Annotated in this window: 12 protein-coding genes and 1 pseudogene; 4 read left to right on the forward strand and 9 right to left on the reverse strand. The window is 58.0% G+C overall.

The genetic code is table 11. The features are described from left to right. Window positions 1-44: 44 nt before the first annotated feature. Together OKW37_RS32195 and OKW37_RS32200 are read right to left on the reverse strand one after the other, a co-directional pair. The gene (locus OKW37_RS32195; protein ID WP_429403324.1) at window positions 45-1,595 is read right to left on the reverse strand and encodes a GMC oxidoreductase; all 1,551 of its coding nucleotides are present in this window, start codon (window positions 1,593-1,595) and stop codon (window positions 45-47) included. After that, window positions 1,585-2,400, reverse strand: coding sequence for an aldo/keto reductase (locus tag OKW37_RS32200; RefSeq protein WP_429403325.1), 816 nt, complete (start codon window positions 2,398-2,400; stop codon window positions 1,585-1,587). The genes OKW37_RS32195 and OKW37_RS32200 overlap by 11 nt, the downstream gene beginning before the upstream one ends. A gap of 597 nt (window positions 2,401-2,997) precedes the next feature. Here OKW37_RS32200 and OKW37_RS32205 point away from each other — a divergent pair. From OKW37_RS32205 to OKW37_RS32220, 4 genes are all read left to right on the forward strand, one after another. Continuing rightward, window positions 2,998-4,251, forward strand: a complete 1,254-nt coding sequence (locus OKW37_RS32205) for a glycosyltransferase WbuB (RefSeq protein WP_184068000.1) — start codon at window positions 2,998-3,000, stop codon at window positions 4,249-4,251. Window positions 4,252-4,344: 93 nt separating this feature from the next. After that, entirely contained in the window at window positions 4,345-4,560 is a 216-nt protein-coding gene (locus tag OKW37_RS32210) for a hypothetical protein (RefSeq protein ID WP_184067996.1), read from the forward strand. Between the two features lie 450 nt (window positions 4,561-5,010). Beyond that, window positions 5,011-5,223 (forward strand): hypothetical protein, encoded by a 213-nt coding sequence (locus tag OKW37_RS32215; RefSeq protein ID WP_429403326.1) that lies wholly within the window; start codon window positions 5,011-5,013, stop codon window positions 5,221-5,223. Between the two features lie 120 nt (window positions 5,224-5,343). Next, window positions 5,344-6,249 carry a GlxA family transcriptional regulator gene (locus OKW37_RS32220; protein WP_429403327.1) on the forward strand — a complete coding sequence of 302 codons (906 nt, stop codon included), beginning with the start codon at window positions 5,344-5,346 and terminating at the stop codon, window positions 6,247-6,249. A gap of 217 nt (window positions 6,250-6,466) precedes the next feature. Here OKW37_RS32220 and OKW37_RS32225 read toward each other — a convergent pair. The 7 genes and pseudogenes from OKW37_RS32225 to OKW37_RS32255 all read right to left on the reverse strand — a co-directional run. After that, window positions 6,467-7,007: pseudogene (locus tag OKW37_RS32225) on the reverse strand (IS110 family transposase); the annotation flags it as partial. Between the two features lie 243 nt (window positions 7,008-7,250). Next, entirely contained in the window at window positions 7,251-7,463 is a 213-nt protein-coding gene (locus tag OKW37_RS32230; protein WP_429403328.1) for a hypothetical protein, read from the reverse strand. A 255-nt stretch (window positions 7,464-7,718) separates the two neighbouring features. Beyond that, window positions 7,719-8,507, reverse strand: coding sequence for an IS21-like element helper ATPase IstB (gene istB, locus OKW37_RS32235; RefSeq protein ID WP_429403329.1), 789 nt, complete (start codon window positions 8,505-8,507; stop codon window positions 7,719-7,721). A gap of 7 nt (window positions 8,508-8,514) precedes the next feature. Beyond that, window positions 8,515-10,032 carry an IS21 family transposase gene (istA, locus tag OKW37_RS32240; RefSeq protein ID WP_429404338.1) on the reverse strand — a complete coding sequence of 506 codons (1,518 nt, stop codon included), beginning with the start codon at window positions 10,030-10,032 and terminating at the stop codon, window positions 8,515-8,517. 402 nt (window positions 10,033-10,434) lie between these two features. After that, window positions 10,435-11,592 (reverse strand): hypothetical protein, encoded by a 1,158-nt coding sequence (locus OKW37_RS32245; RefSeq protein WP_429403330.1) that lies wholly within the window; start codon window positions 11,590-11,592, stop codon window positions 10,435-10,437. A gap of 36 nt (window positions 11,593-11,628) precedes the next feature. Continuing rightward, window positions 11,629-13,383 (reverse strand): phospholipase D-like domain-containing protein, encoded by a 1,755-nt coding sequence (locus OKW37_RS32250; protein WP_429403331.1) that lies wholly within the window; start codon window positions 13,381-13,383, stop codon window positions 11,629-11,631. Further along, a complete protein-coding gene (locus OKW37_RS32255) occupies window positions 13,380-16,946 on the reverse strand; it encodes a DEAD/DEAH box helicase (protein ID WP_429403332.1) in 3,567 nt (1,188 codons plus the stop codon). The genes OKW37_RS32250 and OKW37_RS32255 overlap by 4 nt, the downstream gene beginning before the upstream one ends. Window positions 16,947-17,146 lie beyond the last annotated feature (200 nt).

Below are 17,146 nucleotides of genomic sequence, written 5' to 3' on the forward strand. Positions count from 1 at the left end.
TCGTAGCGTCCACACGGCTCAATACCCGCGGTTGGCGGAAAGCATCAAGCTTTTGGCGGGGTGCTGCCGGCAGCGTGCTGATTGACACATCGCATCCCCAGCAGCAGGAGCATCATAGTCGGATTCGCCCCACCTCCCGTCGGCAAGACTGATGTGGCAAGCAGCTGGACATTCGCGACACCGAAGAGGTTGAGGTTTTTGTCCACCACGCCATCGGCGGGGCAAGCACCCATGCGAGTCGAACCTGTGGGATGGAAAATGCCCTCTGCGTTATCGATGTTGGCCCAGATTTGCTCTGGCTCGATCGATTTCCATACGCCAAGCGAGGCGAATTTGCTCGTTCTCCAAGTTCTTTCAAATAGTTCCGATGTCTCGATTACGTTTTCTTTGTCTTCCGTGGACAACCTCCAGTTGATCTCAGCGAGTGGCAAGCCGAAGCGGTCGCAGCACGTATCGCTGAGAGTGATACGATTGTTGGGAGATGGAAGCTGCTCAACCACCGCATGGACAATCAGGCGCGAGTGGGCGGGAAACAGTAGACGTTTGTTCACGAGCCTCCACCACATGGCGCGCGCAAGCCAGGGGGTATTCGCAATCAAATCGAACATTACTCGTGGCGGCGGTGACTTACGACGCTGTACATTCCGGAATATCTCCCGTAGCACATCAAAGCCACCGGGTTTCTCAACCTCGAACCCGATGTGGCAGAAACCTGGCGGCAGATGCCGCCGCGCCTCCGCTTGTGGCGCTAGCTCGAAACGAATATTGCGCATTGAACCGGCGGCGCCGAATCGAAAGCCGACGATCTTATTTAGCAAAGCGCTTTCGGAGGCGACGATTTCCGCTACTTCTGCGGAAATATGATCCGTGAAGTTATGACCGAGCGCAGACGTAAGGGCCGAGACGGCTCCATTGTTCTGACGGTCGATTAGCAATGCCAGACGGGTTGTTTCGATCGCGCCAGCGGCGACGATGAGCTTCCTCCCCGAAATAGCTAGCCTGTCACCATTTGGCGATACCGCTTCCAGTCGGACGCCTTCAGTCTGAGTTTTGATTTTGACGACATGGGCATTCAACCAGACCTGAAGGTTGGCTGCCGCAGCGACGTCAGCGTCCAACAACGCCGCTACATTGCGCTTCCGGAATTCTGGCCACTTGGCGAGACGATTGACATGGGTCCCACCGAGTTCGAACGGAAAGGAGACGTCGGAATACGGGCCCGGTTCCAGGGAGAATAGCCGCTCGACGTCTCCGATGAAAGGGGTTAGTTCATCGAGTGAGATCGGCCAGTGGGCATTGCAGAGATCAGAGTTTTGGAAGGGAATGAGGGCACCGCCCCATCGCATCGAGGTACCGCCCAGGCATCGGAAACGTCCGTGCGAGGCACCCTTGTAGAACATCCCCTGCTGGACGACTTCATTGAGCGGATGCGTGTCCTCTTCCTGGCGCAATCCGCCGGTTTCCAGGCAGATGACGGTTGCGCCTGTCTTCCGCGCCAATAGTACGCTGATCGGTAGGCCGACGGTTCCCGCGCCGATGACTATGAAATCGGCTGCCCGCGAAATCGCGCCCTGCCCGCCCAGGTCATTGAGCATCGGCCGTTTCCTCCGCGAGCCGGGCATATTGCTGCAGCCTGGCCAACTGCTTCGTGCTCACGATGATTGCGCCATTGGTATTGCGAAGTAGTGCCCGACGCAGAACCTCTGTCACGGACAGCGGCGACCCCTCCTTGCGGGACGCGGAGACATAACCATAAGTGATCTGGAAGGGCTTGCGGTAGCAGGTCAGTACGTCAGCCTCGCGACCGGTGAGACTGTCGTGGACCTGAATGAAGCGGGTCAGTTCGGAGCCGGCAGCGAGGAACGGTTCGACCTTATCCGTAGTTAGCGCGAGGCCGAAAGTACGGACCGTTCCGTCACGTAGGAGACTCTCGAGCCATTTCAACCATTCATCAGTATTGAGCAGGGAAAGTTCAGGCTCGTGCAGCGCGTAGATGTCGATAGAGTCACGCTTCAGACGACGCAAACTGCCCTCGAGTGTTCTCTTCGCCCGGGCGACTGAGAAATCCACCGTTGGACCCGAGATGGTCTTTATGAAGCGCCCTGTCGCCTTGCGAACAAAAACAGCGGCCCCGCTTTGCTCCTCGCCGCCGGGCGAATAGATACCGACTTTGGTGGTGACAGTGACCTCCGGTCGTGCTTTGAGAACGTGGCCAAGATCGCGCTCGGCCAAGCCAAAGCCATAGTAGGGGGCCGTGTCGAAATGGGTGAACCCGGCGTCCACCGCAGAGAATAATAGTCGTCGCCTTGCTTTTTCGGAGCCACTGTTGAAAAGACTGGCGGTGCCGAATATGAATCTCGAAAGTATGATGGGAGTCCCCGTCAACTGAACGCTTTGCACGATTAGCTCCCGCTAAATGCTCGTCAAGCCCGCGCCTTGAATTGAATGACGAGAATGTTCTACCGACGATCAGCGTTACCGCGGCGATAAGACGTCAGTTCCTTAGTAAGGTCTGTGCGTAGTCCGCCAGATTAACCGTGTCAGTATCCATGGCATGGTTGTACGAGCTCTCCGTCAAAGCCGCTGTGTGCCGAGGCACTGGATGGGTTAGCACAGCGTGTTCACGCGATCGCATGTGGCGAACTTGAATCTCGTCGACGTGAAAGGAATATAAGCGCCGCGCCCTGATTCCCCCGGTCAAGACGGAAATTGGCAAGAAGTTGTCGGCTTTCGCCCACCGCGAGTGGCAAGAGACCGGCACCAGGCCTCCTGCGCCCACACGACTTGCGATCATATGTCCTCGCTGGCGAAGCCCATCTAGGCGAGGCACGACAAGCATTTGTCCGACCGGGCAATTTGATATCTGCGATCTTCGAATCAAGAAGGCGAACGCGCAGCTTTGACACGATAGCCTCCATCAGAGTCCGAACGCATGGGTCGTACGTTCCCGTGCCCAACGCAGACTTGATCTTCTTTTCCCAAGATGTGGATTACTCAATGAAAGTGCTGATAATCTCGCTCAACTATGCCCCAGAGGTGACAGGGGTGGGAAAGTACTCCGCGGAGCTTGCGGAGTGGCTCGCATTACAGGGGCACACGATACGCGTGATAACCGCGTCTCCATACTATCCTGAGTGGCGCATCAAGGCTGGCTATAACGCGTTGACGTACTCGACTGAGCAAATCAACAACGTTTCCGTCATACGCGTTCCCTTCTGGTGCCCCAAGCGCCCGTCGGGTCTGAAGCGCGTGCTACATCTGATGAGCTTCGCGGTTTTCGCGAGTCCGGCCGCTCTGTGGCAGATCGCGTGGCGTCCGCACGCCGTGTGGCTCGTAGAGCCACCTTTGTTCGCGTCTCCCGTCGCGTTGTTCGCCGCCCGCGTCGCCAGCGCCTCATGTTGGCTTCATGTACAGGACTACGAAGTCGACGCAGCGTTTCGACTGGGCATACTGAAAGGCCATGTCGCAAGAAAGCTGGCTTTGCGCGTGGAAAGATGGTTGATGTCACGCGCCGACGTCGTCTCGACACCCTCCGCAGCGATGACACGGCTCGCCGTGCAGAAGGGGGTCTCCTCGGAAAAAGCTTTCACCTTTCCCAACTGGGTCGATACTCAACACGCGCATCCAAACAGCACGGACAACCCCTATCGCGCACAGCTCACCATCGGCCACGGAGCGCTGGTCGTCCTCTACTCAGGCAATCTCGGACTTAAGCAAGGTCTGGAAATCATTGTCGACGCTGCAAAGCTTCTCACGTGGCGCGCGGACATCATGTTCCTGATCTGTGGCGCTGGACCAGCAAAAGATGTCCTGCTCGAAAAGGCCCGTGACGTACCGAACGTCAAGTTTCTCGGGCTGCAACCTAAAGAGCGGTTCAATGAATTGCTATCGCTTGCGGACATACACGTCCTTCCACAGGTTGCGGGCGCCGCGGATCTCGTCATGCCTTCGAAGCTTGGCCCAATGCTGTCGAGCAGCCGACCGGTAATTGCGACTGCGAATGAAGGTACCGAGTTATGGAGCGTCATCAACTCGGTCGGCGTCGCAGTCGAGCCCGGCTCTTTCACGGCATTGTCACACGCCATCCTTCGTCTCGCCGACGACCCGTCGCTTCGTGAGCGCCTTGGCACCCTCGGACGGCAATACGCCGCATCCAATTTCTCGAAAGAAACGATTCTCCTCCAGTTTGAGGCACGGCTTCGCAGCTCAGTTCTCGGCAAACGAGACCTCGGAGACCGCGCGACGACGTAGGCCCACTTAACAGTCTTCGGATCCGGTGCTAGCGCAAATGAGCGAGATCCAGCTTGCTTCGTGGACCTCACAAGGTATCCTAAGGAGGCAGGGATGAATTCAGAATGGCTTAGTGCTGACCTTCCCGTGGACTGGACGGATGAGGAGTCGGAGTTCTTTATGCGTGCAGTGGAGGCGATCGCACTGGCCTACAAAGAACAGACCATCACGCTCGAAGAGGCCGGAGACCGGATTTGTATGGTTGCGGTCACGAGACTCGGTGAAGCCATGGGCATGGATGATTCAATCAGATGTATTAGCCGGGACTAGATCTGAAGCGGCTTCGCCTTGCAGCGCTTTTCGTCCACCCAGACGTCAACACCTGGACTTTTGCAGACCTTCCCTACTAATTCACCAGGGTATGCGGCCAGTTGAACGCGCCGTAGTTTCATTAAGTCAAAACTTAGCCCTGTCCGGCCGATAAAGGTTGAAAGTAATTGGTGGGATTTTTTTTCACGCGGTAAGTTATGGCGTGTAACGATATTTACGTGGCACAACTTCTCATTATCTCGCCAGTTTATCTTCAAAGTCTACTATATGAAGAATACGCTTGAACCAGGAATACCGATATATGGGAACCTCGCTGATTCGCATCAGGCGCAGACTCCCGATATCGTTATACGAAACGAGAAGTCGATGCTTGTTGTTACTATTTTCTTTCTGATTACCGGGTTGCTGCCCATATTGCAGTGACGCCTCCGCTATTTTGAAGCGGACACCTTGCATCTCGACATTGAGGCAAGGCCGCTGCATTTTCTGCTGACAGTCGTTTTTATCGCGCGCCGCGACCTGGATGTCGGGCTTGCACCACCGCCCTTCGGCAACGTATTTTTCTCGCCAGAAACCTTGTCGATTAAAACGGCAAGGATAAATCTGAAAACGAGAGAATCGAAGTCCGACACCACATGGAAATCCTGTCTTTTTTCCGTGTGACGAATAGAAACCTGCCGAACTGGAGGCCGCATGACGCCAATCTTATCTGACGCGCTAGCACCGCTTGATTGTCCGAGACAGGACATTCGGTCTGTTCAATGTTCGACAATCGTGAAGCACGTGGCGATTATTTTGTATGACGGATTTTCGTTGCTGGACGCCGGTACGCTCGCCGAAGCTCTGCATGTCGCTAATGAATTACAATCGCAAAGTTCGAATCATTCCGTGACATATCGCGTGAACCTCATCTCGGCTGGCGGTGGAGCGGTTGCGTGCTCGTCATCGATGATGGTTTGGACAGAGCATTTTTCCACGCGCGATTTCGATCGTCTCGACAACCTCTTCGTTCCCAGCGGAAGTGGTGTCGCGCACGCCTCCGTCGACGACAACCTCATTGATCTGTTGCGACTGGTTTGTGCAAGAGGCGTCCGTGTGACCGCGATCGGGAATGGGCACATGGTTTTGTCGGCTGCCGGCGTGGCGCGATGCGATTGGCCTTCGGTGAAGCATGATATCCGTCTCCGATCGTTATCCGCGAGCGCTGCGGAGCATGATCGCGATCAGGCTTTGGTGACCTCGCTCGCACTGCTCAAGATGGATCTGGGAGCGGAGTTGGCCGCGCGCGTGGCGGACCGTCTCGGCTCGGATAGCGGGCGTACATTGGCCCCCGCGTTCGAAGAGATGGATGCAAAGACGCTCGCCGAGAAAGCACGTGCGTCGGCGCGTTGGATCGTCCAGAATTGCGCGAAGCCCATATCGGTGGGCGATGCGGCGCGCACGTCTTCGATGAGTGAGCGCAATTTCCTGCGTCTGTTCAAACGGGAGCTCGGTGTTACGCCTTCAAAGTACCTTCTTGGTGCGCGGCTCGATCTTACGTGCAAGCTGCTCGCCAACAGCGATCTTCCGGTGGACAAGATCGCTCGTAGAACCGGTCTTAGCAACGGAGAGAGACTGTCGAAGCTTTTCCGTAAAGAGCTCTCGATGTCGCCTACTGAGTTCCGGACGCAGAGTCGACGAAAGAGTTGACGTACGAACAGCAATCCAGATGCGCAAGTGGGGATTCACGTCAAGCGCACCGGTGAACCGCCCCGGGAATCGTGGAGGCTGGTTGGTTTGAGTTAATGTGTATTAGCCTGGACCGGACCTGACAGGTAGTCGGGGAAGCGAATCACGGTCCGACCTGTGTTGCCATCACTCTCGATTCCCAACGCAACCTTCGCTCCACTTCAACAGAGTCAATTTCTTACGAGACGTTTCCCACTTCCGCTGGATGTATGCTCACGTATCCCTTCTGGTACGGACGATCATTGGCTAGTACCGCCCAGATCGTCCGCGCCATTCTGTTTGCCAGTGCGACAATCACCACGTTCGGATGGCACCGCTTTTTCAGCTGCTCGACCCACGCGCCTGGTTCTTTCGCATTTATCAACACACTGCGTGCACCGTGGATTAGCAGCGTTCGCAAATATGTGTCGCCGCGCTTACTTATGCCGTGAAGGTTTACCTTGCCACCCGAACCGGTCTGCTTCGGCACCAGTCCCGCCCACGCGGCAAACTCCTGCCCCGATCGAAACGCCTTCGCGTCGCCTATCATCGCAACCGCCGCGGTCGCGGTCAGCAACCCGGACAAGAATCTCGGGTATCGCCTTGTCAATCGACGCCCGTCCTTTAGCCGTAACTTCGCCGTACTCGGTTAGCCGTCCGCGCAAGCCGTTGATTTGCATGGTCCGGAACTTCACAAGTTGCTCGCGCATGCGATGCAGCGCCAGCATTGCCTGCTGCATTCGATGCCTATTGTGAGCATTCAAAAAAGGCTGAACGTGAATTTCTTATCCGGAGGCGCTTCCGGGCCCTCAGCACCAGAGCGGAAAGGGTGGAAAATCTGGACTTTTGGTCGCATGGCGGCGAGTAGTCGTCCGTTAACGCACGATAAGTTGCACTTCCCTAACGGCGCGGGTGATTCCGCGTCGCCGCTTATTGGGGCAATATAAACGGGGCTCGAGAAAAGGGGAGCTCTTTGTCGAGACTCATTTAGTTGGCGTAGATCGGCCTTGCTCCGTCATCGTTGGCATAACGGCGTCGGATTTTGTTTCGAACGCGTTGTGCCCGGTGACCTCGACATTGATGCGTGGCGCAGGCCAGACAGGGCTGCAGCGGGTACACCGCGGCCATGCCATCCTGAGGTAAATTGGAACTACCATGCCTTCTTCGGCGATGCCGAGCTTGATCTGGTAGTTCACAAAGCGTCCATCGTGGACGACCGAATCACCAGTTCGCTGCCGGCATGGTCGGCAAGGTTGCCGCCAATGTCGAGTGGCTTGAAGAAGTGTGACGTGTTTGTTGGCAACGCTGAGGAAGACATTACTGCTCGACCGCACCGTGCACTTTTTCGAACGCCTCGTGAACCGGGTGTCACGGATCGGCGTAATGACGCCGGGGATGATCGCCGTAATGGTGCCAGTTGGAAGTGGAGTAAAACGCGGATTCGAACGGGCTCAAGGATGCGTTTTTTTAGCCGATTTCGCAAGACGCGTGTGGTCGGCTTCGGGCATGGGTTTGGGTGTGCGGAAGCTGTCGCCGTCGAGCACGATGCGGTAGGCGCCGTGACGTAGGCGGTCGAGCGTCGCGGCACCGAGGATGCGGTTGCCGGCGAATGCCTCGCCCCATTCGCTGAAGTCCAGGTTGCTGGTGAGAATGGTCGCGGCGGCCTCATAGCGCTCTGCAATTAGATCGTGGAAGTCTTCATCTTGCGGCGAGCGCAGCGGCTTGAGGGCAAAGTCATCGACGATCAGCACCGGTACGCCGGCAAGTTGCTTGAGCTTGCGCTCGTAGGTGCCGGTCGCACGCGCGGCCTGCAGACTGTTCAGCAATTTGGTCTGCGTGGCAAACACGACATCACGCCCCTGCCGCGCGGCGCAATTGCCCAGTGCCTGCGCCAGGTGCGACTTGCCGGTGCCGGTTGGCCCGGCAATCAGGATCGCGACCTTCTCGTCGATATAGCGGCCGGTGGCCAGATCGTGGATGTGTGTGCGGTTCAGGTTAGGCAGGCGGTCGAAGTCAAACGTCTCCAGTGTCTTGCCCATTGCGAAGCCGGCACGGGCGAGCCGGGTGCCGAGCTTCTTCTGGTCGCGGCGCGCGACTTCGTCGTGCAGCAGCATGGCGAGGAACTCGGTGTACGCGAGCTGCCCGTCGATGGCCTGCCGGTTGCGCTGCTCGAGCGAGTCGAGCACGCCGGACAGGCGCAGTTGCTTGAGGGTCGTGTTCAGTTCAGGACTGGGATTCATGGGCGGTTTAATGGATCAGCAGAGATTGAAGGTCGCGACCGAAGCGGCCGCCGTTGACGTAGGTGTCGGTGAGCGTTGGCGAGGACTGCGGCGCGGGCTGGCTCTCCAGGCCTTTGTCCAGAATCGTCTTGACGGTTCGCCACCTGGGACTGGCATGCGCCATCGCGCGTTCACAGGCGGCCTCGAGCCGGGCGTCGCCGACCTTGCTGCGCAGTCGGACGATGCCTTGCGCACCCCGCAGGTTGACGAGCACCTGATCGTTGAACAGCGCCAGAATCAGCGCATGGCAGGACGGGCCGATCTCCTTGGCCTGAGTCAGACACCATTGCGGATCGTGCTCGAGCCACGCCTGCGCCGCCGGCGGCTGGTGATCGCGTACGGTGGAGCGCGCGCCGGGTTTGCGCAGCCGGGGATGGGTGGCGACGAGCTCATGCTGATGGAACAGCTGCACGACCGTGTCGGTCGCCTTCAGCCACAGCGTCTTGCCAACCAGGGCGAACGGCACCGAGTACAGGGCCTTGTGATGCTGGATGTGCGCGTCACGATGAACGGTGACCGTGGACCACGCGGCAAGCACCGGCGGCACATCGGGCAGCGCCGTCAACAACGGCTTCTCGATGGCGAAACGCACGAGCGGCTGTTCGCGTGTCGTGCCGTGTTCACGGACGCTGGCTTCCTGCATGATCCATTCGCGCAACTGCCGGTTGGCGTCCGCCAGATCTCGAAACATGCGCAGCGGCACGAAGGATTTCTTGACGTATTTGACGCCCGACTCAACGACGCCTTTCTTCTGCGGGTCGTGCGGCGGACAGGCATCGATCCTGAAACCGTACCCCTCAGCCAGGCCCGCGTAGGAGCGCTGAACCTCGGGGTCATACGTGCAGGCCCTGACGATCGCGCACTTCGCGTTGTCGATGATGATCCGGCCGGGGCAGCCGCCGAACCACTCGAAGGCGCGGCGGTGGCACGCCAGCCACGTCTCGACCGTCTGGTCGAACACCAGCTCGACGTACTGATGACGCGACCAGCACAGTATCATGACGAAGAACCATGTCTTGAGCGCCTGTCCGGACTCGTGCGCAAGCGCCGGGCCGGCGCCGAAGTCGACCTGGGCAGCGTCGGCCGGCGGGAAGTCCAGGATCGTTGTTGCGTCGACGCTGCGTCCGGCGCTCAGATGCGTCAGGAAGCGGCGCACCGCGGAGTAGCTGCCGGTGTAGCCGTGGTTGCGTTTGAGGGCGCTGTGAATCGTCGTGCCCTGGACGTCGGATTCGAACCAGCGGGTAATCTGCTCGCGAAAGGGTTCGAGCGTCGACACGCAGGTGCTGGGCAGGTGCGGCGTGCGGCCGAAGCGTCCGGCGATCACGGTGTCTTCCGGCAGCGGCTGTGCCGGATCGAGCCAGCCGAGCTCCAGGGCGACGCGCCTCACGGCGGTGAGCTTCTTGCGACCCATCAGCCCGACGCGCGCGATGTCGCGGTCGGAATCGCCTTGCCGCATGCGGACAAGGACTTGGCGGTACTCAAACAATTCGAACCTCCGGTTGGCCATGGGCGCTCCGCTCAGAAAAGAGCGAAGCGTACCCAGTTGGGAAAGTTCGAACCGCGTTCTGCTACATGGCGCAGGTGGCGCCTATACGCCGATCATCCGGTGGCGCCATTACGGCGATCATCGACTGGCTCCATTACGCCGATCCTGCGCTGGCGCCTATGCGCCGATCATCAATTGGCTCCTATACGGCGATCCGTGACACCGGGATCAGTTGTTCTGTTGTTCTGTGTCGGGGAGCAGCGTCGATGCGGCAATCCACTGTTGTTGGCGTATTGTCATCGTCGCGACAAATCAGGCTCCATCACCCCCAGCGCCGCAAATCATCGCCGACGAGAGTCTGTCGGTGAAAGCGATCCAAGCAGACCGGCGCGAGCGCTCATATCACCGTATCTCGCGTGTTGCACGCGCCAAAGCCTGCAGGACGGCCTGAACCACCTGCTGGGTGATCTGTACAACATCACCGTCAGGCGCGCTGCGTTCCCGAAGATGTCGGTCCGGGTGAATGAGGTTGCGCGTGTCACGTACCGCGTTGGCGTGGCGAGCCAGACTTGGATCCAGATACTGAAGTTCGGCTGCGACCTTGATCAGCGCCGCGCTCGACCAGTAGTCGATCGGCAATACCTGCCGGGTTTTGCTGTCCTTGGGAGCAGCGGTGGCCATCCTGGCGGCTGGCTGGTCGCGGCGCAGCCAGTCAAGAAGGACCAACTCAAGGATGGATCCATATACGGTCGCCGCAGCTAACCAGGCTCGTGCCTCGACACAGCGTGCGGCTTCCTCCCATCGGAAGCGCAGATTATCGGCCACGATTGGCGGCAGGCCAAGCTCGTCGAACGGAAGGCGTTCATCAGCAGCCGGGGCGAGGATCGTCGCGGGCAATGTCAACCCAAGCCGAGGGACGACCTCTTGGGCGTAGTAGCGATCGCCATCCGGCGTGGTGCGCAACGGTACGCCGTTAAAACGGAAATCATCCCAATCGATTTCGCGGGTGAGCAAGCCACGTTCAACCAGCGACTGGGTAGCCCCTTCGCGCTCTGCCGGGGATACGTGAGCAAGATACACCGCCAGTTCATGTTCCGGAAACTGAGGCGAATCGTTGGGATGTATTTCCCACCCGCCACTCATGACGATCGCAAGCACGAGATCGTCGGCGGCCGCTTCCCCCGCGCCAAGCGATCGATGCCGTCGACCTGTCGCCTGCCACCGGGTCTCGCGGGCAACAAGACCAGCTGGCAGTGCATGCCAGAAGCCAGCCTCATTGCAAGTCACCAGTCCCGCAGCCTGCATGCGGCGCAGTTCGGCCTCGATATCAGCCGTTTCGAAGCGCCACGCGGCTTCATGACGCCGAAACGCGTCCGGCTGAACCTGCCAGTTTCCTATTTGCCCGGCGGCAAAAATCCCATGCTCGAAAATCGCATCGCGAATCGCCTGTTCGTGCGCAGAGTTGTCCATCAGGTACCTTTTTGGCGGGCTGCCGGCCGCCGCGAGGACGGGGGAGTTCTGCGGCAGACCCGGAGCCACGCCATCCGAAATTTCACTCATGCCGAAAGGCAGTGTCGTTGCCTGCCTCGTAGATCGTTAGTACTTTACCTGAGTGGATTTCCCTATCTTGGCCTCAAGCTGTGCCACCAGCTCTCTCGCCAGCCCGTTGCCGCTCAGGGATATTCCGATCTCGGAAGTGTGTGCGTCGTCTCCTGGATCTGCCGACAACCAGTTCTGGCTGCTGACGACCACTGAATCCTCGTCCCACGCGAGAATTTTTGCGTGAAGCCTTGGATCCAGTACTTGATCGAACTTGACGCCCTCCGAGATGGCTCGCCGTTCGAGGGTCGCAGCCACGGCTCCGTCGTTCGTTCCGTCGAATCGCCCGTAATAGAGCTGAATGTTGACGTTCTTCTCACGGTGAGCAACTTTGGCCGGGATGAGGACAAGCGTTTCCGCATTGTGACTAAACCGATGGCTCACCACCACTATTCTTGACTTAGCCGCATCTCTCGCTTCCCGGACGCTACGGGCATGTTCCGCGCCAAAGATGAACTTTGCTTTCGCGCTCACACCAGAAGCAGGACCGGGCGGCGTCGCTCGCACCTTGCAGGCCAGGGCGGCAAGATCGGTAGAAAACGGCGACCAGTTGAGACTCGGTCCCCCTGCCAGTTTTGACAGGATACCCAGCATCTCAGCCACTACGGACGGCGTAGTGAACCGCAACGATGCCTCGATACCCTTGTAGTCCGTGTTGAGCCAGTTGCATGAACCTAGCACGCCGACAAAGCTACCCTTGCCGTTATCCGCCACAAGTATCTTTGCGTGCGAGCCGGTCGAATAGCTATGTATGGTGATGCGCTGTCTAAGTTCATCCGTTGTGATGAGAGACCTGCAATCGGCTGCGATTTTTGCTGCCGCACCGCTTTCATCGGAGTCCAGTTTTCCCCACAGAATGTCAATCTGCGCACCGCGCTTCGCGGCGTCGTGCATCAGGGGAAGCAGACGCTTGAAAGCGTCTACGTTCAAAAACGTTGAATGAATGACGACCCTGGAGCGTGCCCGTCGAAGCATCAATTCAATGAGGTGACGGTGTTCCTCCGCCCCTACGATAAAATCTCCGCTGTCGAAGCGGACGTCGAACGTAGGTGTTTGCGCGGGTTCAGCGCTCTGGATCGTTGCTGCGCTGGATTGCTGATCGGGGCCGGGAACCGCTGCTGCAAGACTAAGAATCTTCTGCCTCAGTTTTTCGGGCGCACGCGGGGGCAGGCCCTCGATGACCTCTCCCGTGACGGAAACGACAGCAAAGCGATCGGCCAGACGTGCTACTCCCGAGTCGACGTGAGTGCATTGCTCGTCGTCGTCCAGAAGTGTCGAGATAATGGCATCCTGCCGCATCGTCGGCTCTACCGACTCTGGGTCCAGTGTCGGGATCTCGCCTCCCCTCGACAGCTTTTCGAAGGTATATCTGTTGTAGAGCGTCAGATCTCGTGCGCGGAATACCGCGCCAGTGACCCGATCAATTGCAAAGCTGGCCCAGCGGGTGCCGGGTCGTGTGACCGCGGGAAGGCTCTCACGGTCCACCACAGCTTTTCCGGCCGCAGTGGCCCTGAACTGGTCACAGTCGTCTTCGCTTGTTAGCTCAACCCAACCGGCACGCATCAGTCGGATCATGACTTCCACTACAAGCCGGATCGGAGTGTTCGACAGGTCAGCAAGCTGGCGCCCCGTCAAGGGTTCACGCCAGACCGCATACAGGAGCATGTGCTCGATGGCGTTCCACTGGCGGCCCTTCTCGATGTGCAACTTTAGCGTGGAGTAGTACACGGGTATTGCGATACGCACGCTCATTTCTTTTCCTTGCCGAAGATCTCGGGGCTGACAAAACTGACGTCAACAACATCATTGACCGACTTGGACTCGCTTTGTGTTTTTAGCGATCCAAGCATTCGGCGAAGAAAATCGAGGTCGCCGTTGTCTGTTTTGGCATCAAACCGCGTATCGAGAAATTCCCTGCTGCCCACGATGAACAACTTCCACTTTGCTCGGCTGAGCAGCACGTTCATACGACGCGGATCGGCCAGAAAGCCCAATGCCCGTTTTCCGGATCGAGCGTTATTGCGGACAAGCGATACGATGACGACATCGGCTTCGTTGCCCTGAAATGAATCGACTGTCCCGATCGGGTTATCAGCACCGCCCTCGAAAGAAAAACCGGATAACTCACGTAGGCGTAGTTTTCTCTCTTCGAAGTATCGGTTTCGCAACCGCTTTACCTGCTCGACATAGGGAGCGAGAACTGCCACGCTTGGCTTCCCGTCGCCGCCATTGACTCTCAGGGTCGACAGGATATTGATTACCGCATCAATCTCTTCCTCGTTGTAGTAACGTGGCTTCTTTTCGATCTCCTGCTTGCCGATTGTGCTTTGAACAAACGGCATGTCAACAAATACGATCGGCGACTTCACGCGGATGTCGTTGACAGCTACGTCAAATGGTGGGGTTTCCTTTGTGTAGCGATCAAGGGTGCCCGTATGCGTAAGCAGTTCTCCATCATAGAATGTTGTCGACACGAGTGTTGCGATGGCGGGGTGCATGCGATGCTGAAACGAGAGCTGCTTTGCCACTTCGCGCCGCTTTTTCGTGCTTTCCTTCTTCGGAAGCGATTGCTCGATTAACGTTTCAAACATGACCAGTGCGGCAGCGGCGTCGCCGCACGCCGCCGCGAAGTCATCGATCGCATTGGAGTCATCGATGATCTCGTCCAGTCCCGCTTCGCGAAAGACCCAGCCGACCAGCGATGTACCCACTTCCAGTGCGCGTCTTATCGCCTCCGGGTCACCAAGGAGACTTTGTAGCCGATCCGCACCAAAAGGCGGAAGCTGCTTGTGATCACCGATCATCAACCGTCGATGCGACAGCAACAAAGGCGCTAACAGTTCCGGTCCGGTAGCTTTGCCCGCCTCCTCGACAATGCTCCAGTCAAACTGGGAACGCTCCTCTATCAGGCGCTCGAGATCGCGGGCATTGGTCGATGCGAATACCAAGTTTGCAGCGCGAAGCAGTAGTGCCTCGATTGACCGGTCAGCGCGCCGCAATGCCGTCGGATCAGAATCTTCTGTAGCTGCGGACAACTGCTCAGGATCGAGATCATCCAGCTTGATCCTGATGTTGGGCGGCAGTTCTGCGAACAGGCGCCCTTTGATAACGCGTCTCAACAATTCGCCAGCCTGCTTGTGGAGATCGTACTTACCCGGAGGGCGCTTATCATCCCGCGGGCGGGACCGCACGATCAGGAGATCGTCTGAACCGGTATCAAATTCCTTGTCGATCTCTTGCAGCAGATGATCAACTGCGTCGTGACTTTGCGCGGAAAGCAGGAGTCGTGCGCTTGGGTCCTCCGCGATCTTTCGCCGGACGAGTTCCCTCACGAGGCGTGTTTTCCCGACACCAGGCGGGCCTTGCAGCAGATAGAGTGGCATCACCGCCCATATGTCGTGCAGTGCGGCCTGCTTTGATTCGTCCAGTTGCCTGTATTGCTCGTCCTCGCCAGGCATCTCATGAGTGGGCCGTACGACGCCTCGAGGGTCCTCCAGTGCGTCCAGCAATTCCGCATGCTCCCGCAATGCGAGCAATGCCTTGACCCTGCGGTTCAGCAACCGGTCGGTGCCAACGTAACTGCTGCGTCTCAGAAAGAGTTTCTCGCCGACCTCCATCGGGCTGTTTCCCTCAAATAGATAAGAAACGGGCTCGCCGGACTTTTCGACTACCTCCAGAAAGCTCCATTCATGGCGTCCCGTCTCCTTCTCACCCAGCACGCCGACTTCGGTTAGTTTCCATGCCTCTTCCGACTGCCATTGATCTGTACCGAACGCATCCTGCATTCGGATGGTGGTCGCTTTTAACCCGAGAGCGGCTGAAAGTTTGGAGCGCTCTTCATCTTCGCGAGCGATCAGGGAGACCGTATATTTGCCCTGCCTCTCCTCCACCGAGTGCACCTTCACCGGCCAGATCTCGGAGGCGATATGCAAAGCCTCCAGAATCTGGACAAGGAGAAGTGCACGATATTGCCGGTGCCCGCTTAGTCCGTTGTCTTCCGATATCTGTACCTGCCTGTCCCAATGACCAGTACGGCCCTGGAGCTTCGGAAAACGAACGCCCATTTCCGACAGCTTCACGATGTCGATGGATCCATTTGCGAGTCGCTTCTGGCCAATAATGTCAGCAGCAACAGGTCGCTGCTTCGATACGCCGTCACACAAAGCAATCGCCCAGATCGGAGGTGCTTTGCCCGCAGGTCCCTGGTGACGATAAGCGCTGAGGTGGTAGACAAGGACGCGTCCGATCAGCAGATGGCGGCGCGCGGGGTTTTCGCCACGAGTGGTAGCGACGACCAATTGCGCCCCTTCGGCAATATCGCCTGCGATAAATTCCATCTGCGCTTCGATGTCGTCGATGTCTATTGTCCGGTCGGAAGCGATTCGTATCGCCTGCGAAACTCTCGAATCGACGCCCAGGCTCGGGGTGAGGCACAACCTTTCCTGGCGTTTTTCGACGATGGCCCTCAGACCGCCTTGTATCTCTGCAATTTCCTGCCGTACAGAGTCGCCATCCACGCGACTGAACGGATCACCACGAAGCAAACGCATGATGAGAGCCCGCTCCAGACCAGTGAGATGAACCGCTGCGTCACGCCCGTCATCCGTCTTTCGTTCCAGAAAAACCTTCGCGTCAATCCCCAGTAGCGTCGTGGCGAGAACGCCGAATGCGTACCAGTCCTGGAGAAAAGAATGAACGTTGCGGTCGCCGGCCATGTTACTGCCCTGCAACGGTACGATCCGCGCGGCGCTTGAAAGTCGCACGGACCATTCAAACCCGCTAAGCTGGAAATCAGAGTCCGCCTCACCAGAAGTGAGAATCGCCCACTGGTCCAGATTGCGGTGCAGCAGACCCTGCACATGCAGAAGGCTCAAGCCAGACGCTATCCGGTCCAGATTGCTCCAGATCTGCAACCGGTTCGCTTCCAGACGCGGCTGTCTCAACCAGTGATTCGACGCGACGTGGTCGAGAATGACGGGAAGAGGTAACCGTTGACCCGGCCCGAGAATCAGGTAGAAGCCGCTTTCATCGAATCCGGAATCGACCAGCGGGGCTATGAAATCCTTCGCACCTGGATATCCCATCAGTCGATGAATCTGTCTGATTTCCTGGCGCCAGATTTCCTGAATCACTGGATCGAATGAGACGCTATTGCGCTCCCATTGCTTGATGATAACCTGGGCGCCCGTCTCGCTGTCCGTGCCCGTCCGGACATTGGCCCGCCCTGTCTTCGCATCACCCACCTGAAGCACTTCGCTATCTGGTACGAATCGGCCCGCGGCCAACGGTCCGGTTTCTTTGCCTAGCTCTCTCATGTTCGTCGGTTTCCCGGTCTCACTAATTATTTTGTGAAAAAAACGCCTTGCGGCGTCACCAGCTACGAGCAGATCGCAAGATTTTCACACACGAAGCCTGAACGCATCGGCACCTGCCAACGCGGCCTGCCGGTCTTCCGACAGCCGACCGTTCAGCCTGGTTCTTGATACGTCGGTGTTGCACACGCTCACCCCTCGGG

Origin of the sequence: Paraburkholderia sp. MM5482-R2, assembly GCF_050436125.1 — a bacterium.
GTDB lineage: Bacteria > Pseudomonadota > Gammaproteobacteria > Burkholderiales > Burkholderiaceae > Paraburkholderia > Paraburkholderia tuberum.